Annotated in this window: 11 protein-coding genes (1 of these 11 only partly in view); 9 read left to right on the top strand and 2 right to left on the bottom strand. The window is 49.4% G+C overall.

Annotation, left to right across the window (positions count from 1 at the left end):
• The first annotated feature begins 19 nt into the window (after positions 1–19).
• Genes SH449x_RS07450 through SH449x_RS07425 form a run of 6 tightly spaced genes read left to right on the top strand, consistent with a single transcriptional unit; the run spans position 20 to position 9503 of the window.
• Positions 20–853, top strand: a complete 834-nt coding sequence (locus tag SH449x_RS07450) for an HNH endonuclease (RefSeq protein ID WP_482380701.1) — start codon at positions 20–22, stop codon at positions 851–853.
• Positions 853–2115, top strand: a complete 1263-nt coding sequence (locus SH449x_RS07445) for a DUF6361 family protein (protein WP_482380700.1) — start codon at positions 853–855, stop codon at positions 2113–2115. The genes SH449x_RS07450 and SH449x_RS07445 overlap by 1 nt, the downstream gene beginning before the upstream one ends.
• A complete protein-coding gene (locus tag SH449x_RS07440; protein WP_482380699.1) occupies positions 2108–3937 on the top strand; it encodes a phospholipase D family protein in 1830 nt (609 codons plus the stop codon). The genes SH449x_RS07445 and SH449x_RS07440 overlap by 8 nt, the downstream gene beginning before the upstream one ends.
• Positions 3934–7329 (top strand): helicase C-terminal domain-containing protein, encoded by a 3396-nt coding sequence (locus SH449x_RS07435; protein WP_482380698.1) that lies wholly within the window; start codon positions 3934–3936, stop codon positions 7327–7329. The genes SH449x_RS07440 and SH449x_RS07435 overlap by 4 nt, the downstream gene beginning before the upstream one ends.
• Before the next feature lie 4 nt (positions 7330–7333).
• Positions 7334–8263 carry a restriction endonuclease gene (locus tag SH449x_RS07430; protein ID WP_482380697.1) on the top strand — a complete coding sequence of 310 codons (930 nt, stop codon included), beginning with the start codon at positions 7334–7336 and terminating at the stop codon, positions 8261–8263.
• Positions 8264–8291: 28 nt separating this feature from the next.
• Positions 8292–9503, top strand: a complete 1212-nt coding sequence (locus SH449x_RS07425; RefSeq protein ID WP_482380696.1) for a lipase family protein — start codon at positions 8292–8294, stop codon at positions 9501–9503.
• Between the two features lie 796 nt (positions 9504–10299).
• Here SH449x_RS07425 and SH449x_RS07420 read toward each other — a convergent pair.
• A complete protein-coding gene (locus tag SH449x_RS07420) occupies positions 10300–12129 on the bottom strand; it encodes a UbiD family decarboxylase (protein ID WP_482380695.1) in 1830 nt (609 codons plus the stop codon).
• 130 nt (positions 12130–12259) lie between these two features.
• On the opposite strand from SH449x_RS07420, the gene serC reads away from it, so the two are divergent.
• The gene (gene serC / locus SH449x_RS07415; protein WP_482380694.1) at positions 12260–13351 is read left to right on the top strand and encodes a 3-phosphoserine/phosphohydroxythreonine transaminase; all 1092 of its coding nucleotides are present in this window, start codon (positions 12260–12262) and stop codon (positions 13349–13351) included.
• Between the two features lie 81 nt (positions 13352–13432).
• Entirely contained in the window at positions 13433–15061 is a 1629-nt protein-coding gene (gene serA, locus SH449x_RS07410; RefSeq protein ID WP_482380693.1) for a phosphoglycerate dehydrogenase, read from the top strand.
• A 262-nt stretch (positions 15062–15323) separates the two neighbouring features.
• On the opposite strand, the gene SH449x_RS07405 is transcribed toward serA, so the two are convergent.
• Positions 15324–16820, bottom strand: coding sequence for an ISKra4 family transposase (locus SH449x_RS07405; protein WP_482376812.1), 1497 nt, complete (start codon positions 16818–16820; stop codon positions 15324–15326).
• 806 nt (positions 16821–17626) lie between these two features.
• Here SH449x_RS07405 and SH449x_RS07400 point away from each other — a divergent pair.
• Positions 17627–21917 carry the 5' portion of a PKD domain-containing protein gene (locus SH449x_RS07400; RefSeq protein ID WP_482380692.1) on the top strand. It continues 26183 nt past the right edge of the window, so only the first 4291 of its 30474 coding nucleotides appear in the window; it begins with the start codon at positions 17627–17629; the stop codon falls past the right edge of the window.

Genomic DNA, 21917 nt, shown 5'->3' with positions numbered 1-21917 from the left:
TTTCAAGATTGGTGCAAACGTGATCGACGAACGAGAAATTTGGATCTTTGGAAACCCAGACAAAACGGAACTCGGTTTCCCAGACCGCATCGATCTTGAAAAGTACATCTCAAATGGAATCTTCGAGTCGGAGCAAGGAAGATATCGTTACACCTCTTCAAAAAACGCTGATGTTATTGTCGTTTCACGAGATGGCGTGGCATTTGGTCATTTTGATATTTCCGAAAAGGTCAAGCCAACGGATGCCGACCGCAGTGCCTACCCAAGGGTTCAATTCGTTTACCTTGTTGAGAAATCAACGCTCTATGAAAAACCGATTCTACTCTCGGAACTGTCAATCAAGCTTGGACAATGGGGCAAGCGGATAACTGAGGAACAGTTTGAGGAGATAAGAAGTTTAGCGGGAAACGTCACTGAATTTGTGCGTGGCACAAAACTGCCCGACTCAGTGTTGGAACTTGAGCGAGTTCTCAGAGAGGTTAGGCAGAGGCTCGGGCAAAGCGATTTTCGAGCAACTCTTGTCGATGCATATGCGGGTAGGTGTTCAATCACGGATTGTGATGTCGTGGATGCACTTGAAGCGGCTCACATCGAACCACACTGGATTGTCGAATCAAGCGAACCACAAAATGGGCTGCTCCTACGTGCTGATATTCACACACTTTTTGATCGCCACTTGATCGGCATCCATCCTGAGACACTCATGGTTGAGATTGCATCATGCTTGAAAGGCTCCTCCTACGACTATCTGAGTGGGATAACAATTCGAGTTCCTGCAAAGATTGAATTTCGCCCGCAAACTGCTGCCTTGAAAAAGCGTTGGGAGTGGTTTCAGACGAAAGGAGATAGCTGATGTCTGCAATTGGTTGGGTCGATTTCTCATCAGAACATCGAGAGAAGGTGAAGTCGGTTATCGACTTACTCTCTACCCCCGGTGTGATTGATGAGCTTGGCATTGGTGTCATCCGAGATTCGTTTTCTGATTCTTTGTTTCCCGGCATTTCAACCATTCAGACACGTGCCAAGTATTTTGTCACTGTCCCACGCATCTTTAAGGACTACGAAAAACTACCTGCCAACAAGCGACGCCGCCAACGACTTGCCGACTATCTGAACGATCAAGAAAACCTTTGCATGGAAGCTCTGGTCGAAAATCATGCCGATGATCCTCAAGATGGAATTATTGGTGAGCGTTTCTACAACAAGCAGGGCGAAGTTCAACGGAAGCCCTCGTCTGCTTACTGGGTGGGAATTCGACAGTTTGGATTGATTCGCACTGAACTGTCTCTGCAAGCGTTCTGCCGGAAGTACGCTAACCCAGATCAATCTCTTTTGGAGTTGGTGAAGGGTACTGACAAATCAAAAGGGGATGACCCCGATGCCTCTGAGCATGGCAATGAGGGCATTATCTGTCCCGCTTACGATGCTGACTGGATTGATAAACTATCACTAAACCTCACAGTGGACGAAGCAACTTTCTTGTCGAATCAGATCTCAGCGAAAGTCCCACAGAGCCTATTAGGGCAAGCTCTTCTTGATCCCAATCTCCGGGAGCAATTTGTCGAGTTGCCAAACAATTGGAATTTTACAACTCTGGCCGATGAGGCTTCTTTCGTCCAAGAACTGCCAAGTGAACTCACGCAAACCATCTTTGCCGCAAGAGATTTTTGGCAACTGATGTACGGTGCTCATATTCGGTACAACTGCATACTTCAAGAGCAACATGGTACGAGAAGGAAGAAGGGTGAATTTGACTCTGAGTGGGACGGATGGATGGAGGCACTTGCTGACTTTGACTGGGGTAGATGGAGCACCGGTGCATTGTGGGATCAAGTCAAATTGCACCAGCGTACAGTTCGTAAACATACTGTGCAGTTTGTAGAGGCGTGGATCGATGGACTGAGAGACCATTTGCCTCTTGAAAAGCTCGATAAGCTGGTTGCCAATCAAGAAAGGTACAACAAGAAATCTCGTGCTCGCCTCCAACCTAACTCACAGGAAAGTGTTAACGATTGGATTGGCATCAGCGATCTGAACTATCGACTCTTCCAAGCTAGAGCGATCATCCGAGATATCCACAATGGGCTTTTAGCATCGGAGGGTAAAGATGCTTGACGTTAGAAAGAACCGTTTGGATTACGGTGCGATGCTAATTCCACCTAGCGGTTATCGACTTGCGAAAGCTGTAGCTGCCACTTACTCACTGGATTTGAACACGCTGCTTTCCATACCCGTGGCACTGTTCTTTTCGCAGACGATGGAAGGAAGTTTTGAACGGGAGAAAGTTCAGCTTCTGGAAGCTATCCAACGATGTCCTGATGTGCTTCGCATCTATCATCAAAAGGGTAAGATCTACGTTCCTAAGAAGCACAACCGACTGTACGGGCTACTAGAGCCATGCGTTGTGGGCATCTTGCCGGAAAATGCTTACACCTCATTTCATCCAAAGGTTTGGGTGTTGCGTTACGAGCATGACACTCTGCCAGCCATCTATCGAACGATTGTGCTGAGCCGCAACTTGACCTACGACCGTAACTGGGACATTGCCGTTCATATGGACGGTGAAGTCGGCGATGAACGGCAAACCAAAAATGGACCATTGGTTGACTTCGTAAAGCACCTGCTTTCTTATGAGGGCTTCGAGGGTGATCGAAAGTTTCTCTCTGATCTTCGCCGAGTACAATTCAAAACTCCAAATGGCTTCAATCAAAACTATTTCTTTCATCCAGTAGGGATCGAGGGATACGAAAATCCACTTGTTACTCAGACCGGTTCCAAAGCCATTTGCATCAGTCCATTCGTCCACGGGGATGCGATTGCCCAGTTGAAGGCGAATGTAACTGAAGAATTGGTTTTTTTGGGCCGTCGTGAAGAGCTTCGTCGTTTGCCACCAAATTCACTTGATGATGTAAGTACCTTTTGCATCTCGGATCTCGTCGTTGATGGTGAAAATCTCGAATCCAGCGAGGATGGCGAGGGGGAGATGCTGCAACAAAATCTCCATGCCAAGCTGTTTGTTTTTCAGGGCGAGTCAAGTCGCAATCAATGGTTCATTGGCTCGGCAAATGCGACGATGGCTGCGTTCGAACGCAACGTCGAGTTCATCTTGGAACTTCGTGGAACCGGTGCCGCAGTTCAACTTGATCGACTTAAAGAGGAGTTGCTTGGTAAGAATGATGAAGGCGGGATCTTTCAGCCCTATGATGAACCAGATGTGCCTTTCGATGATTCTGAAATCAGGATAATAGAAGAACAACTGCGTGTTCTGGAGTTTGAATTGCTCAAGGTTCTGGAGGTCAAAAAAGCGGAACTTGTACTATCCGAAAATCAGCAAAACTACGATCTAGTTCTGGTAATCGATCCTGCTTCAGCGACTTGGGCAAATCTGACTGTTCGGGTGTCACCATTCAATTCCGATGGGATTGATCCGGTGACTCTCGAATCAGGAAAATCCAATGAGTTCATCTTTTCCAACATCAGCGAAAGCAACCTTAGTCGATTCCTGCGATTCGAAATCTGGCAAGGAGCAGAGCGGCTCAGAGCATTCCTAATTAAAGTTGACATTGCAGGTATCCCAGAAAGTCGCATTGGCCGAATCCTCAAGAGCATCATCAACAGCCGTGACCGGTTCTTTGAATACTTACGATTCTTGTTGGCCGACGACTTAGAAAAAGAACCCGTTGGCACATCCACACGTGGCGATGGAAATGGATCGGATGGCGATTCGATATGGGATTTATCGACCCCTATATTTGAACAGTTACTTCTCGCAGCTTCACGATCCCCTCAACGCTTAGCGGCCATCGACGAAGTTATCGGTAAACTTTGTGAGGAGGCGGACGAACAGGAAAACGGACGCATCATACCACATGAGTTTTTGGAGTTTTGGGAAGCGTTCAAGGCCATCGTTCCTCAAAAGCAAAGGAAAGGACGATGAGTGATGAACACAATTCTGCGGAGCTTATTCAGCGTGCTCTCGACTCTCTGAAGGATTTCCAGCGTGCAACAGTAGATGTTGTTTACGACAACCTGTTTCGTAAGGGCCAACAGCGAATGCTTGTCGCTGACGAAGTAGGACTCGGAAAGACTATTGTCGCTAAGGGAGTAATTGCCCAATGTATTCGTGACCGTTTGGTGAGCGGGGGAGAACTCCCACTAAAAGTCACTTACATTTGCTCCAATCAAGTAATCGCTCAAGAAAACGTCGGCAAGCTTGATATCTTTCCTGACAAGCGATCTCATGATCGATTCGCAAGCAGACTCTCTTATCTGGCGTTTAAGCCGGAAGATAGTGACGGCAATGTACTTCGTCTTAATACACTTACGCCAGCGACATCGTTCAACAAGGGAAGTAGCACTGGACAACAGGGTGAACGTCGCATCCTTTACTCTCTGCTGATGCAAGACGATCAACTGAAATCGTTCGGGAAATCCATCTCGGCCATTCTCCGAGCAGGAGTACAGAAACTCCCAAGTGAATGGTTCACAGAGCTCGATTCACAGCGAGACACCCCGTGCGGCCGTCCTCTTCGGCCCTGCTGTAGCTCTACATTCACTGCGGCACTCAAAAAGAAAGTTTTGCAATACTCCCAAAGTCCACTTTTCGACACTTTGGAACTAAAGAGACCAATCTCGCTCTACGCTGCTACAAAGAATCTATCCGCATTGGTTACGTTGAAGAACCACGGTCAGTTCCGAGCCGCATCAGACCAACTGGTTACGGAACTGAAGGATGTTCTGTCGGAAGTTTGCGTCAACTACATTGATGCTGATATCTACATTCTTGATGAATTCCAGCGTTTCAAGGAACTGGTAACGAAAGAAGTTGAATCCGATGCAGCCGAAGTCGCTCGAAGAATCTTCAGCAAGAAGGATGCTCGAATTCTTCTGTTGTCAGCAACTCCATTCAAGGCATATACCGGTGACGCACCTTGGGAAAGTGGTGAGGAGCATTACAAGGAGTTTCGCAGCATCCTTGGCTTTCTTTTCAACGGAGACAAAGAAGCCATCACTCAGTATGATCACCATCGTCAATCATTATTCAAACAGCTTATTGAGCTTGGCAGCAACGACAATGATATCGATTCGATGCACCGTGACGAAGTTCAACGAGTCTTGCGGCGAGTAATGTGCAGAACCGAACGACTCAGCGTGTCAGAAGACTTCAATGCGATGACAATAGACAAGTGGCGGACACAACCGCTGCAAGTAACTGCGGGTGACATCCAAAATTTCATCGCAACCGACAATGTCGTTCGATGTCTGAACGAAACTGGCAACAATAGTCAACATTCACTGCATGCTCCCGTTGAGTTTTGTAAGTCGGCACCATTTCCGCTTTCATTCCTTGATGACTACAAGATCAAAAGCCAGCTTAGTGATCGAAAGGATGAACCAGAAGTCCGCCGACAGCTTGAACTCAACCGTAGTGCGTGGATCAATCACGGTGAAGTAAACAAGTACGAGTTGCTATTTCAAGACGAAACCAACACCGTGCAAAACTCGAAGTTCAATCAAGTACTTCAGGAGGTTACTACAAACAACGGTGAGTTGTTGCTATGGGTTCCACCAAGCCTACCTTGTTACCCATTGACGGGGGTTTTCAGCAATGCGGCTGGCTTCTCGAAGACACTGATTTTTTCGTCGTGGTTAATGGTTCCACGAATGATTTCATCTTTGATCTCATACGAGGTCGAACGAAGAACTATCGGTCATGCTGAATCCATGGACTCTCAAGAGCAAAAAGAAAGAAAGTACTTCCACGGTAAGAATGAACGTCGCCACCCGATCCCGCAGTTGACGTTTTCTCAAAAGAAGTCCGATGCTGGTGAATCTCCCAACAACATGTCCAATTTCGCTTTGCTGTATCCATCACAAACGTTGTCAGGCCTGCTCGACTGTGATTCGGTAAGACTGGGCGACAACTCCCTCCAAGCTATTCGGGAGAATTTGGTCGCCAAGTTAAATAAACTCATCGAAGATGCTGAGTTGCACAAATTCGGAACGCCTACCGGGGAATCTGATCGCTGGTACTGGGCCGCTCCTCTCTTGCTTGATCGACGTACGCCGTCGATCCGAGATGGACTCGACCACTGGTTGACGACAGTACTTCGATCCAACGATTCAACCTTCTTTGGAGCATCCACAGAGGGAAGTCAGAAGAAGGAAGAAAGCAGTTCAAAGGAAAAGCACTTTGAAGAGTTTGTAAACTGCTTTTCACATCCCAACGAAGCTGGTCTGGGCGTCCTTCCGCCAGATTTAGCAGAGGTACTCGCAGATATCGCCATCGCCAGTCCAGCGATTTGCTCGCTCAGATCCATTTGGAAGTGCTTCGATGCCCCGAATTACGACAGACTTCTCTTTGCATTTGATTTAGCTGCTGAATTTTTGACTCTATTCAACAAGCCGGAATCGATTGCAGCAGTTCGGCTCAGTACGAATAAAGATAGCTATTGGAAGCGAGTTCTCAAATACTGCGAAAGCGGCTGTCTTCAATCGGTACTCGATGAGTTCTTCCACGTTTTGAGACCGGACGCACCAACAATCTGGGATATGTTCCAAAGAGTAATAGACTCGATGAATCTTGGGACATCCTCGATCAAGGTTGATGACCTTAAGAGCTTCCTCAGTGAAAAACGTAGGAATATGCGTTGCCACTATGCAGTTGATCTTGGAAACCAGAGGATTGAAACGGAGGATGGCAGAAATCGTATTAAGGGTATTCGATACAACTTCAACTCCCCATTTCGACCATTCGTAATGGCAACAACGTCGATTGGCCAAGAGGGGCTCGATTTTCACACCTACTGTCGCAAGATTGTCCACTGGAATCTGCCAACTAATCCTATCGATCTAGAACAACGTGAAGGACGTATCAACCGATTCAAGGGACTGGTAATAAGACAGCAAATTGCAGCTAAGTATGGCTCCCTACTATCGAAGGAATTGATTGACCAACATGGTCTTTGGGATGCTCTCTTTGTTATCGCAGAACAAAACGAACGTGAAGGAACAGGCAAGTGTGAGTTGATTCCCTATTGGCACGTAAAGGCCGACAGCTATCAGATTGAACGCATCATTCCGTTTTATCCCTTCAGCAAAGACCGAGCAAAATTAACCTCTCTTCTCAAAACGTTGGCACTCTATCGACTTACTTTTGGGCAACCTCGTCAAGCGGAGTTAGTGGAGCATCTACTCAAAAATGTTACTGACGACAGGATTGCAGAATTACGTAGCAAGCTGATGATTGACCTAAGCCCTATCAACTATTGCACATTACCGATCCAACCAAAAAATAATCCCGAACCGCAAAGCGAGAAGGCCATCTGATAACATGGCAATACCCGATTTCCAGACCATCATGCTCCCGTTCATGCAACTGTTGAGCGACCAGCAAACTTGGACTACCCGGGACTTGACGGATCGTCTAGCAATTCATTTCGCTCTTACAGAAGCTGAACGACACCAATTGCTCCCGAGCGGACAGCAAGCAATCTTCACGAACCGGGTCGCTTGGGCTAAGTCGCACTTAAAGAATGCTGGACTGATCCACAATCCAAGCAGAGGTAAGGTCACCATTTCCGAGATAGGGCTTCAAACCCTCCAAAAGTCACCCACCTCGATCAACTGCAAGTACCTTAAGCAGTTCCCTTCGTATTTGAAGTTCATCGGTGCAACGGACTCCGATGACCCCACCGAACTTGAAGACAAAAACAACGTGGAGATCGACGCAACACTCACTCCAATTGAGCAGATTGAATCGTCTTTCGAATCGCTCCACAAAGCAACCGCTGAGGAGCTTCTCACGAGACTCAAAACGTGCAGCCCACCTTTTTTCGAGCGTGTTGTCGTCTTGTTACTTCGATCGATGGGGTACGGAGGAGTAACCGGAGATGGTTCGGTAACTGGAAAGAGTGGTGACGGGGGAATAGATGGAATTATACGAGAGGACAAGCTTGGACTGGATGTCGTTTGTATTCAAGCAAAGCGATACGCCGATACCACTGTTGGCAGACCTGTTGTGCAGCAATTTGTTGGAAGCATGGATTTCGTACAAGCCAACAAAGGAGTGATCATAACCACATCACAGTTCAGTAAAGACGCTTATGAATTCGTCGGTCGAATTGTCGGCAAGAAAATCGTTTTGATTGACGGTGAAAGACTTGCGGACTTCATGATTGAGCACAATGTTGGAACTACAACAACAAAAGTGTATCATCTAAAGGAGGTATCCAATGACTTCTTCGATGAGGATGAGGGATAGTGGTAAAGTTGTCTGAGAAGGAGGCAAAATGAAAGCGAGAAGCCAATCTGGGTCCAATAATCGCTTGAAAGTGTTTGCCATTGCAATTCTCGCAGGAGCCATCGGCATCGGACTGACAGCAATGCTCAGCGGGGAGTGGTTATGGTGCATGCTCGTATGCGGTGCGATTTGTGGAATCGCCTTCTTAAGATTCATTCCTCGTCATTTTTTCAAACCGATTCTCGGATCAGGCATCGGCGGAGGCTTGGGAGTTGCAATCGTCATAGCTGTCGGGTTGCTTTCAAATCCGTCCAGAGATCGAATTGATATCGAAGATCGAACAGAATGGGAACCACCTCCTCAAAAGGAACTAACACCGAAAGAGTTGCTCGCCCTTGAATGGTCGTCTCGGGACAGGAATGCCTACTGGCCAGTCGCAAGCTTGTTGCTGGAGCTTTCAGATATCGCATACCTTCCTCCATCGCAAGCCAGAGAAAAGATTCGTGAATTCGGTTGGGAATCCGAGTCGATTAACGGTGGATCGATGCAGGGCTATATCATCGATGCTGACGACGACACTATTGTCGCTTTTCGTGGAACCGAGGGGCATGAGTATGACATTCTGCAAGACCTTCGCTTTATTGGTGTGAAGACTGAGCGGGGATCGATGCACGGTGGATTCGCAAAAGGTTACGATGATTTGCACTCTCAAGTTATCGAGTTACTTGAGCGATATAAAACGAAACGAGTCTGGCTAACAGGTCACAGCTTAGGTGGTGGCTTAGCTGTCGTCTGTGCTTATCGCCTTTTGAATGAAACTAAATATCAGATCGCTGGGATGATGACGTTTGGGCAACCAAAAGTAGTTCGAAGCAAACTCTCGTCGTACCTCACTCCGAAACTTGATGGTAAGTACGTCTTCTTTGTCAACGACATGGACCCAGTTTCAAGACTGATTAGCCCATACGAGCACTTTGGTCACATGGTCCGTTGGACCGACAATGACATTGAGCGGTCACAAATGCTAGTCATGTCCAAAGGTCCAGACTCGGAACCGACCGGTCAAGAAGCAGGTTATGTCGATGGCATGAGCGATGCAGAGTTCGACGAGCTTCTACGTCAGACTGAGGAATCCCAAAAGCCAAAGTTCGATAAGGAAGGCAACCCCTTGGTACAAGGATTCGTGCCCAATGTCTACGACCATTACCTCGATGCCTATCGTGGAATGCTCGAACAATTACGCACTCACAAAGCTCGCTAGATTCCAAGGTGCTCTATTGTGAAACGGCATGACGTGTTAGAGGTCATCAGGTAAATCGATGTCATCGAAATTGGGAGTCCAAACATAAGCGGTTGCGGATTCGAAGACGTTGACGACTAAGTCGTTAGTCCTGTCTTCTCATTGTTGTCGCCGAGCTTGCGTGCGTCTTGCCGACGCACGTGTTTTTAAGTTCTCTTCGAAATTCCAATCGCTGTATAGACCCACAAGCAGTCGATTAACTTTTCTGATATCTGCGATGGATTGGGGCATCCATGGAATTGATTTGACTGGTTTCAAGTCCATCTAAAGATCCAACTGAGTTTGTAGGTCGCAAAGACTGGGAACCACAGATGCAAAAAGAACTTATACCGAGTGAGTTGCTGTCACTGGAATGGTCATCACAGGACCGGAATGCGTACTACTCAGTCGCTTCTAGCTCCCCTGTCATCATTTTACCTTGCATCATTCTGCCTTTACGATTGTCACCTTCAAAAAGATCAGTCACGAATCGAATGAATGACACGAATTCGAGAACCGTTTTTTTATTCGTGCTATTCGCATGATTCGTGGTTCATCCCAACGAATCACATGATGCCAATCAAGAAACACAAGGTACCAACCAATGTCGTCTTGACCTAGTTCACGCCTTCGAATTTTCAGTGACCTGACTGGAGTCCGCTTACTGCTACGGGACTCGGGGAAATCCCGATTGGATAGGAAGTTAGGCCGCTAAACGGCCCAACTGACGCAGCGTTTCTAGCAAATGGTGATCCAGACCAAAATCGTTTGTCGACGCCTAAAGGTACTTCGATAGCGGACCGCCACGGGCGGCCATGGCATCGATTTTGGCTGTGACGTTGGGGTCTTCAATCAGCGGCGGTGCATGATGCGGCTTGATTCTCGCGTCGATTATTAACGGACCACGACACCCCCAATGCTTGTTATCGATAAAGGAATGCACTCCGTCGATATCCGCTGCAGGATTGCTTCGCGTAAACGTTGTCCACAAAAAGTTCCCAATGTTTCTCGATGAGAAGTCTGCGTCATCCACCAAGACAATTAACGGTAAACCTCTGATAGACTCCGAATCGCTCCCTAGAACATGACTTAGTGATTCTGCAATCCGCGATAAAGTTTCTTGCCCCTTTGGCTGCAACACTGCCACGCCTCGCATCGCCAGCTTAATCGATTTGGCGTGTTGGTACCCATTCAATTCTATCGGCAATTGCGTCGCCAGATTCCGACGCTTGCTACCGCTGGCTGCAATAACTACCTTGGAACCTTGATTCAAACCATCACCGCTGTAGTCAAGCGTGTCCATGGTCGTACGAGTATGGAAGTGCAAATCGCGACTCCAATCGACCCGTTCCAACACATGTGCCAGAAACGCTTCACAATCGTGAATGTCGAGATCGGGGTTATCCAAAGAGTTGGCGATCAAGAGATACTTGGCTAGTGACAATTGACCTTGTCCTAGTACGGCGCAAGCTTGTGTTAAAAGCTCCTGCGGACGATTTGGATTTCGATAAGGTGTGTAGCGTTCGGAACCAATTGCAAACAAAAGTGGATGCACGCCGGCCGCATCCACTGCGTGTACCGCTTTGATACCCGGCAAAACGGTTGGGATGATATTCCCTGTCAACTCATGGATAAGCTCGCCGAATGTGGTGTCCTCTTGCGGCGGTCGACCGACTACTGTAAACGGCCAGATCGCTCCCGGTCGATGCGAGACTCGTTCCACATTCATGAACGGAAATTCGTGCACCTTGGCGTAGTAACCTAGATGGTCACCAAAAGGGCCTTCAGGCTTCGTAGTCGTCAAGTCAATCGTGCCGTGAATGACGAAGTCCGCGTCAGCATAGAGAGGAGCATGATCATTTCCCACGATCATCGGGATTCGGTGACCCGCTAAAGCCCCAGCAAAAGCCAGCTCGCTCAATCCTTCAGGCAGCGGCATAACCGCGCTGAGCGTCATGGCTGGGGAGCCCCCCACCGATATCGCGACGCGAAACGGTTTGTTGGCGTTCAAGCAGGCTTGATGATGAATGCCGATCCCCCGATGAAGCTGGTAGTGCAACCCGACTTGTTGGTCTGGCACGAACTCGTTGCCGGAGAGTTGGATGCGATACATCCCAAGGTTGGCTTTCATGAGACTCGTCTCGGTCCCCATGCTTAGAACTTGGGGCAGCGTCACGAAAGCTCCACCATCGTCTGGCCACGAGACCAATTGCGGTAGCTCAGAGAGCTTTATCGACGTGGAAAGGCAGGGGCCGCTCCTTACCGCTCTTGGCAACATGGAGAATGCGGTCCACGGTGCCGACACATAGCGTAACGGCTTCTTGAAGAATGCGTTCGGATCAATTTTGAGTTCAATCGCCCGTCGGACTCGTTCGATGGTCCGACGAAACAAGAACCGGGCTTGTTCGAGAGAACCAAATAAATTGCTGGCCATCGGGAACCTACACCCCACGACATTTGAGAACAGCAGCCCGGGTCCTCCTCGCTGGTACACGCGGCGTTGGATTTCCGCCATTTCTAAATGCGATGAGACGGCATCGGTAATCTCGATTAGCTTACCGTGCTTTCTCAAATCTTCGACGACATCTCGTGTGCTGCGGTGGTTCATGGGAAGATTGTAGCGAGGGTTACAAGCCAACTGTCCTTTCAAGATATCCGGTCTGCCCGTAGAATTCTCGAAGGATGGCGGTATATCCCCTCGAACATCCGAACCATACCGCGCCTCAATAACAAATATTATGGAAAAACGACTTTATAACTTTTCTGCTGGTCCAGCGGTATTGCCTGTACCTGTTTTGGAGCGAATCCGCGACGAGATGCTTTGTTTGCCCGGTTGTGGAGCCTCCGTCATGGAGATTTCTCATAGAAGCAAGCAGTTTCTCGCCATCCAAGAAGCCGCGAAACAGCGAATCATTCGTCTACTAGGCGTGCCCGACGACTACGACGTGCTATTTCTGCAAGGTGGATCGCGGCTCCAATTCTCCATGATCCCCATGAATCTCCTGCGAGGGCAAGCCGGTCCGGCACAGTATGTCCTCACCGGATCCTGGGGGAAATACGCACTAGCCGAAGCCAAAAAGGAAGGCCCCACGGAGGTTATTTTTGACGCTTCTGCTAGCAATTACGATCGATTACCCAGCACGAGTGAACTCACGGTCCGGGCTGACGCGGCTTACGTTCACATCACGAGCAACGAAACCATCCAAGGTGTTCAGTTCGCGAGTGATCTCGATTTGCCCGCTCCCGTCGTTTGCGATTCTTCATCCGATATCTTCTACCGCCCGCTCGATATTTCCAAGTATGGCTTGCTCTACGCTTGTGCTCAGAAGAACGCGGGGCCGGCTGGCGTGACCGTCGTCATCATTCGCAAGGATTTGCTGGAGCGGTCCGATGAGCAATTACCAGGCTATTTGAACTATAAAAACCATTCCAAAGAAGACTCGATGTGGAATACTCCACCGACCTTTGCGGTTTACGTCCTGGGACTGGTTACAGAATGGCTTGAGTCCACGGTAGGTGGCCTATCCGCCATGTTCGAAATCAATCAAAAGAAGGCCGCTTTGGTTTACAACGTCGTTGACCAGTACCCTGCTCTTTACACAGGCCATGCACAGAAGTCCGACCGGTCGCTGATGAATGTTACGTTCCGGCTTCCAAACGAAGAGCTGGAGTCGGCGTTCCTGAAGCAAGCCCAATCGCACGGGCTGGACTCGCTCAAGGGCCACCGCAGCGTCGGCGGCATCCGAGCCAGTGTCTACAACGCGATGCCGATGGAGGGGGCGGAGGCTCTCGCATCCTTTATGACTGATTTCGCGAGCAAGAACGGCTAGCGATCGCAATCCGGGAAACGGAATCGCATTCGCCACAAACCAAGAACCTCTCCCAGAACACTTTTCCAACAAGCTTCCAAAATGACCTATCGAATTTTAGTTCTCGATCCCATCGCTCAAGAAGGCTTTGATCTTCTCAAAGCGGAGCCCGAGTTCGAATATGAGGTTCGGACCGGACTTAAGGGTGAAGAACTGCGCAAATCGCTGAACGAGTTCGATGGTGCTATTGTCCGGAGTGGGGTTAAGATCACCGCCGAATCGCTAGAGGGTAACAAGCGACTCAAGGCGATCGTTCGCGCGGGTGTCGGGACTGATAACATCGATAAGATCGCAGCCACTCGGCTCGGAATCGTGGTGATGAATACTCCCGCAGGCAACACTCTCAGCACGGCCGAACACACCTTTGCACTGATGCTCGCGCTATCGCGATCCATCGCTCCTGCATATCAAAGCTTGTGCGATGGTAAATGGGACCGCAAGTCGTTTATGGGTACCCAGCTTGCCGACAAGGTGTTGGGTATTATCGGCATGGGAAGGATCGGTCGGGAGGTTGCGACAAGGGCGATCGCATTCGGTATGCGGGTTCTTGCTTACGATCCATTCCTTTCGGACGAACAAGCGAGCAAGCTCGGAGTCGAGAAAGTTAACGTCGTTCAAGATCTTCTGCCGAGAGTCGATTACTTAACCGTTCACACCCCTCTCACTGACGAGACCAAGCATCTCGTCAACGTGAAGCAGCTACATTTGTTGAAGAAGGGCATACGGTTGGTCAACTGTGCTCGGGGTGGAATCTATGAAGAGGCCGCTTTGATCGAGGGGCTAAGCCAAGGGATTATCGGCGGAGTGGCTCTCGACGTTTTCGAAGACGAGCCATGCACTAAGAGTCCGCTATTCGGTATGGCAGGGGTTGTTTGCACACCGCACTTGGGGGCCAGCACCGAGGAAGCTCAGACGCAAGTTGCGATTGAAGGGATTCAGTTGCTGATTAACTTCTTCAAGACTGGAGAGATCCGGCATGCAGTTAACGTCGCAGCTCTGGATCCGAAAACTTTGGACTCGCTCCGAGGCTATCTGGACACCGTCTATCGACTCGGCTTGCTAATGGCTCAGTGGCACGAGGGGAGCATCAGCTCCTGCCAGTTAAATTATCGCGGCGAGGTATCGGACAAAGACACCAAGCTCCTTACAGCTGCGTTCTGTGCCGGGCTCATGGAGCGAGCCATGCCGGAAGAGGTCAACATCATCAACGCCGAGATGTTGCTCCGCGAGCGAAGCATTGATCTAACCGAGAACAAGACTCGAGAGCTCGGTGCATTCAGCTCGTCGATCACTGCTGAGGTCAGCGGTGGCGGTAATAAGGTCAAGGCAGGTGTGACTGTTTTTGGCAACAATATGCCACGCTTGATTTCGATCAACGACTATCGGCTCGAGGCGTATCTAGACGGGCATCTGTTGTTCTTTACGCATACCGATGTACCCGGGATCATTGGACGCGTCGGAACCGTGTTCGGTCAGCATCAAGTCAATATCGGCCAGATGTCGGTTGGACGAGCCAATCAGCAACCGGGGGGGCATGCCATCGGTGTGCTCAACCTCGATGGCGTTCCACCTCGCGTGGCCCTGGAGCAACTCATGGCAATCCAGGCCATTGAAAAGATCCACATGATCGAGTTACCTGGACATGGTCAGTTGCCCGAATGGCTGCAGTAGCGGGATCTTGGTGCTCCGACCTCTATTGTTTCCGAGAAGAAAATGTCCGGATGTGCTGGAGACGATATCAACGGTGAGTCCAGTTAGGAAGTCCACGTAAAAGAGTGATGTTTGCAACTAGAAAGTCTCTGAATCCATTGAGAACCAAAGTAACATCAGTGAACTGTCAGTTCACATTCACGTGACGCTTTGGACAAATAACAGAGCGATGAGAGCTCAGCGGAATTTGCTCCACGGCGGGTGTGACCGGTTGTTCTGTTAGTTACGACGCCATTGCCAAGAACTGATCGCTATAGTTCACTCGTTTCTTACCGTAGATCGAGAGGTTTACCGTTCGGTGCGTTGTGGCTAAGACATCCCAAAGCTCACTCGCTTCGATGCAGCGAAGGTTCAGCATGGTCTGGGCTCCTTTTTCCTTCCATCTCATCCCACTCTTTTCCATTCGATCCTTGGGCACATGCCGACAGGCTCCTTCAATATACCCAGTGCATATCGGATAGCCTTTTGCCAAATACTCACCGTACTTGATTCGTGAGCGGTTGTTTTCCAAATACTTCACGATCTTACCAAGCTCTTCGCGTTGTGCTTTTTTTATGCCCTTGCGTCTCATCGCAGTCTTGATTCCTATGATCATTAGACCTTCGGTTCCCTTAAGCAGTAGCAGCAGCTGTTCGCGAACATACGAGCTTTGCGAATCTGGTTGGATGATCTTCGCGGCTGCCCAGATTCGCGGAAGTACATGCATCAGGTCCAGTATTTCAATCGTGTTCCATCCCTCCTGGTACTCATGCGCTAAGTTCCAAAGTGATGGTTGCCCGTCGTGCATAACCAAAATCTCTTGACCCTCTCGGTGGCGTCGGAGCGTATTGGCAGTTAGCCATTGCTGAGCTTGCTCTTCAGCGGACTTACCGATCACGTTTCCGTTAGAATCATGCTTGGTCAACGCCCCAAAGTACCGAGGATTCTTCGGCTTAGCTTCTGATCTACTTGTCTCGCCTGACTCAGGCTCATGGAATAAAGCATCAATGATTTCTGTAGCCGTTCGAACATCGCGATCTACGGTATACACTCCGGCCATGCACGCCATTTGTTTCTGCCCCGGCTTGGGGCCCATGCGTTCGACAGAAGCACCCACAGGTGTTTTTTCCGTTTGCTTGCGTACCATCGGGATGCCTTTGTTGTCACTGGTTTGGACCAAGAGTTCTGCCTCGGTAGCTCGATCGATCGATGGCGGATTATCGAGTACCAAGGCCGCTGATTTTCCCAATCGGCTTCCGATCCGTTCGGCGCTGTCGACTGGGACGTGGAGTGACGTGATTCGTTCCAGTAACCCAACCGCTTTATGGAAGGAAGATTCGGTCGCATGAGTTCCGACCCACGACTCGAAGACCAAGGAATAATCATTCTGCGGGAGCCCTAAATGCTCGTCCAAAGGAATGGCTTGGATCGCTTGATCGGGTGTTGTTCCATAGACGTAGCGTTCGATTCTGAAATCGCCAAAGATGGAGCGATACCTCCGAGTCCGTTTGGGCATTCGATTATAGACTCGCCCTTTCTTCTCGATGGTAGGTCCAACATCTCCCTGGCCTGCTTGCTCGATGATTGTTCCAATCAATGCATGTCCGAGAGCCATTAGTCGCTTGTGTAAATCAAGCTCCGTTTGGTCGATCGCTTGCCCCGTACGAAAAGCTGTGTTAGCCAGCTCTTTAAGCTGTGCGACAATACAATCTACATTCTGGAAATCCAACGATTCGTTCATGATTTGACTCCGTGATTGAGAACCGACGAAAAAGCTCGCCGTTACCCTTATTATCTCTCTCAATACTGAAAACGAAACCAATTGGTTGTCGCCGGAAATGATGCCACAATATCTTGTGCTAGCAAATCGCGACTCACTACCGACTAAGCAACGATGAGCCGGTCACACCCCTCCACGGCTCGCGATTCTTAACAAATTGCCTTCATAGAAGCGATAAAACTATCAGGTGGCTTTACCGCCTCGATAACGACAAAACGTTAGACTTCATGTTGAAGATGAGATACGCGATCACGGCACTTCTTGATCACTAAACAGGCGAGCGTTCTTATTGGCCGGAATGGGTCCTGCTGAACTGTCGTTATTCGTCATGGCCCACCAGCGACTCTCCAACCCCCTCTTCGGGGGGGCAACCAAATCGCGGTGCTGATTTCCACCTAAAGAAATGGAGTGACGGGGCGTTCTTTAAGAGCCTAAACCTCTAGCTTGAAAGACTTTAGACGCACTGCTGCCTTTTTCAAAGCTAGATTCAAAAAAAGGAAAAAATCTTTGTTTTCGCTGCACATTATTTAATCGTTTTGTGGTTTAATCTGTGGGTCTTACGGTTGTCCGAGTGGGTCTAGTTTTCGGTAGACCAACACTGGAATTTGAACGCCCGAACTTCTTAGGACTCCCCAGAGGCCGATAAGGCCAATAGTTATTTACGATAATGCGTGTATGGTCTGGGGTCGCATGTCCACTGTTGCAACGAGGGCAATCGAATGCCAAAATTTTTGTCCAGAGAAGTAGTTTCTAGAAAGTCTTCTCCAATGTCTAGACGTCGGGTCCTTTCACAAGAAACTCTAGAGGACCGCAGACTTCTTTTTGCAGCTGCTTTACACGAGTCGCTATTGTTGGATGCCTCTCAATTCAGTCAGAACTCGTCAATGATGAGGCCAGCCATCGGGCAGTTGGTTGGGCAAGCCGCGTTTGACTTGCACAGCACGTTGATTACGAACCGGCAAGATCATTTTCACGGGAGCGATTTTTCAGGGAGTGCAGCTCGGATTAATGAACGCTATCTCGCGGCCGTGAAAGCCGCAGACCCGTCGGCGATGGACATGAATAGCATCGCGACAAACTTTGGCAGAATTGTTCATGCCGCTCAAGATTTCTACGCACATTCCAATTGGACAGATTTAATGGCCGGTGGCTACCTAGCTTCCGGAAGTCTTATCGAAACCGGTTTCGGATATTGGAACGACTTGACTCCGTTTTCTGTTCAGGCATGGAACGACTTCTCACACCCAGGAAGTGGAAAGGAGTACAGAGGAGCGATCCTAGCCGAAGTTCCTCAATTGGTAGAGCCTCAATTCCCAGACACTCCATTTGGAACATCAACAGCCATTGGAAAATACACGCAATCGACAGCTGACTCGGGTAACATTCATATAGCTTGGGTGGAGGCAGGTGGGCAAAGGTTTGCTGCGATTGTTTCCGGAACCTTCTTATTGCAACCTGATCATACGCCTGACAATGCAGCTTTCTCGCACTCCGTTCTTGATAAATCGGACACTAGCCATCCGCTTCATGCAAGTGCCAAAGACCTAGCGAAAGCACAGACTCAACATGAAATCCTAAGGCTGTTTCATTTGGTGGAATCCTACTGGGGAACCCACGAGCACCTGTTACAAGCTTGGGTTAACGAAAGCGATCAAACCGCCTTTCTCCAAATTCTCGCCGATGCGGTCTCCAATGGGCGTTCGCTTCAAAAGCTGTCCGAGGAAATTATTTCGGGAGAAGTAAAGCACCTGACGATAATCACGCATGGTTTTCAGGTCGATAATACCGGTGGTGATTCGTTGATGAGTCTCGCGCAAGCGATACATCATCGAAGTGGTGGTTGGCTAATTGATTATGATATTCCGGGCGAATCTGAAAGAGGTTATTTTCAACTGCACCGAATCGGCGACCGCCTAGTCGACACGCTGCCAAACGGAACAACTCACCCTCGGGGCAGTGCAGTGCTATTGTTTGACTGGGCCGTGGAGTCAAACGAAATGTCGGCTGGTTGGACCGAAGCCGCTGGCGATGCACTTTTCTCGATGCTAGCCGATTTGGGGGTCATCGAGGCTCAAAAATCAGCGTCGAATAATCTAAATCTGCATTTTATCGCTCACTCGTTTGGATCAGCCGTGACAACAGAGGCAATCGAGCGACTGGGTTTTTATGGCGTGAAAGTCGATCAGTTAACTCTGCTGGATCCACATGATTTCGACCAAAGCGGTATTCCGGTTGACCAAGATCAGAATCAAGCAAGCCTAGGGGCGATTCCAGGTTATGGTGCCACAGTTTGGAACAACATTTCGTTTGCGGACGTGTATTACCAAACCACTACTATTCCATTCATACCCCACGGCCGCCCAATCCCAGGCGCTTCAAATTATAACGTCAGCGACGACCCTCTAGTGTCTGGATGGAATCCTCATTCCAACGTCTGGGAACGGCTTTATCGCCAGACCGTTATCTCCCCAGGATTGCGTAATTTCGGCTATCGATTTTCAACTGGCTATAGTTACGAACTAGATTTGGCGGCAAAGCCAAATCCGTTGGTTCGTCCCGCCGCCGCTTTCCACCAGCCCCCAATGGGATTTGCAGCCGCACAGGATCATAAACACACAGAACCGGCAGTCCTGAATCCGCCGATTGCCGACGCTTTCCGAGCACCAATTGACTGGCAACCAACACTCATCAATGGCAATTTTGAATATCCCAAAAGCCTTACTGAGTTTATCTCTTTACCCCTTATAGGTGTGCCTGCTCCCGTTCCTCAACTCGACAATATCTTTCCGGGCTGGTCGCATCACGGAGGCCATGGAGATGGATTCCTTCTTTCAGAGGCGGGCAATCATTTTCTGAGACTCACCGCTAGTGGGCGCAGTCGTACGCACAACGCCTTCTACCTCACTTCGCAACAAGGTATCGTGGAGTTTGATCTGCGGGTTGTAACCGCTGGGGCGAACGATCGATTGATTGTCTCGATTGGAAACCGCGAGCTTGCCGCTTTGCCCCTGTCGGTAACCAGTGGCTTCAAATTACAACGTGTGGCGATTCCGAGCGATCTACGCGATACTGTCCAAACGCTGACCTTTCGCCTCGAGTCGATAAATGGAGCTGGGATTCAAGCAGTTATAGATATCGATAACGTTGCACTGAAAGCTGGCGGACGAACCGGTGATCTTATTCCGATCGATCTGGGTGTTATCAATCCTGGAGCAACCGGCTTTGCAACTATTGGTTGGGTGTTGCTACCGATTAGTTCCAGTGGCAACGTAGGGGTGTTGGCCACGGAAAAGAATGCGCTGCGAGGAGATCACCATTTGCAGCGAAATGGCGGAACGATCGCTTTCGTCTTGTTCAGTGATCGAATTGAAGGTGCTCAAAATGCTCCCGGTGAAGCTTTTGATTTGAGCGGTCGACTCGTTCTGGCACCTCCCGTCCTTTCTGATCTGCCACAAGACGTTAGTTTTGAGGCTTCGGGCTTTCAAGGCACCATGCGACTCTGGTACCGGTCAGGCGAATCCCCAGCCGCTCTGGTCGTCAATTCCGCCAACGATACCAGCCGAGTGGCCACTATCCGCGGACAGTTGAACTCGTCCAATGCAAGCGGCCTGGGAACCAATCTTTCACAGAATGTTAACGGAGACTCTCTACCCAACCTGTCCGGCAGCTTTGAGGTCAGCAACCGTAACATCGAACAGAATGGGAGCGTTCTTACCACCCAATGGTTACTTAAGAAAACAGGAGGTAGCGAGCATTGGTTAGTGGTAGATTTCGGCGACAGGCTCGAACTGTATGCTGCCAGGATGTTGGATGTGGCAATCGCATCCGGGGCCGGCAAGACGAATGACCCAGCTCAAGTGATTGCGGAAGCAACATCGCGACTTGAGATCGCGAAAATGCAGCAACGAATGAGGTACTGGCACTATCCTGGCCAAAACAGCGAGTTGTTAGTCGTTGACGGAATCGTTGGCCCTCAGACGAAGCATGCAATCGGTCTATTTTCAGCCAGTATCAAGAACGCTGCTTTTTCTGAGCAGGAGGGGCTGGACGCGCAAGCTGTGGCTTATGCAAATGCTTTGAATGGCCCAGCTTGGAAAGAGGTTACTGCTGTCCCTGGGATTCTAGGTCTGTATCAAGGACCTTGGCCTCCTGGTATTGCGCCAAGGTTTCATGGAACGAGTTGGCTCATCGATTCGATTACTTCCTCCGCTCAGCATGTACATTCAAGTCAGGCTCCGATTCTGTTAGGCATTTATGGCATCAGTGCTGCCAACGGTATCGGCGAAATTCCCTATTTGCATGCCGGTCATGACGCCGGTATGTCTGTCGATTTTTCAATCGACGAATCTTTATTCGTTGGCAGCGGAACAGATTTGACTGCCAGTGAAGCAAAAGTCATCGAATTTGTTAAAGCGATCGAAACTCATGGCGTTTTAGGTGTTACTCTGCGAGAAGTTCGCGCTAGCAAGCCGAAACTGGTAAACGCATTGAATCAAGGCCGCGTAAATCCGATCGCTTTCCTTGATGCGAGTCTGAGTGATCTGCTCCATGTGGAGATTAACGCACCTGCTGTTCAAACAAAAGAACCTTTACCTCCCCCACTCATCGGCGAAGACGTCCAGGATGCTCTCGAAAAGCTGCTCGATTGGCTCGACAAGTTAGTTACCTATGAATGCGACTGCCAGAAGCTGCCGGCTCTGGTCCCTGTAGGGGATGAGAGTACTGACGAGCCTGCTGCGGCAACTTTTGCTGAAACACTAGGCATCAGCAATGTTCTAAAGGGCTCAAACGGTTCGATCAGTTCTATTCTTAACGGTCTAACGTCGGGAGGCAGCCTACCCACGGTGAATCAACTGGCAGAGGCGCTCAGCTTGTCCAGGACCCAGTGGTATCTTAACCTGCCGTCGACTGCAGTTCAGCCGACGGTTGCAACCTTTTCGCCTTCGAATCCAAACAGCTACAATTTTTCGAGTCCGCTTACAGTTTACGACTTTGATGGAACAGCTCATCAGGCTCAAGTCTATTTCGTTAAGCAATCGTCTGAAACGGGATGGCGGC

This window comes from Brakhagea baltica (assembly GCF_052161605.1).
Lineage (GTDB): Bacteria > Planctomycetota > Planctomycetia > Pirellulales > Pirellulaceae > JBKCUI01.
Note: the sequence above shows the minus strand (reverse complement) of the source record. Positions and strands in the feature narration are given on the sequence as shown.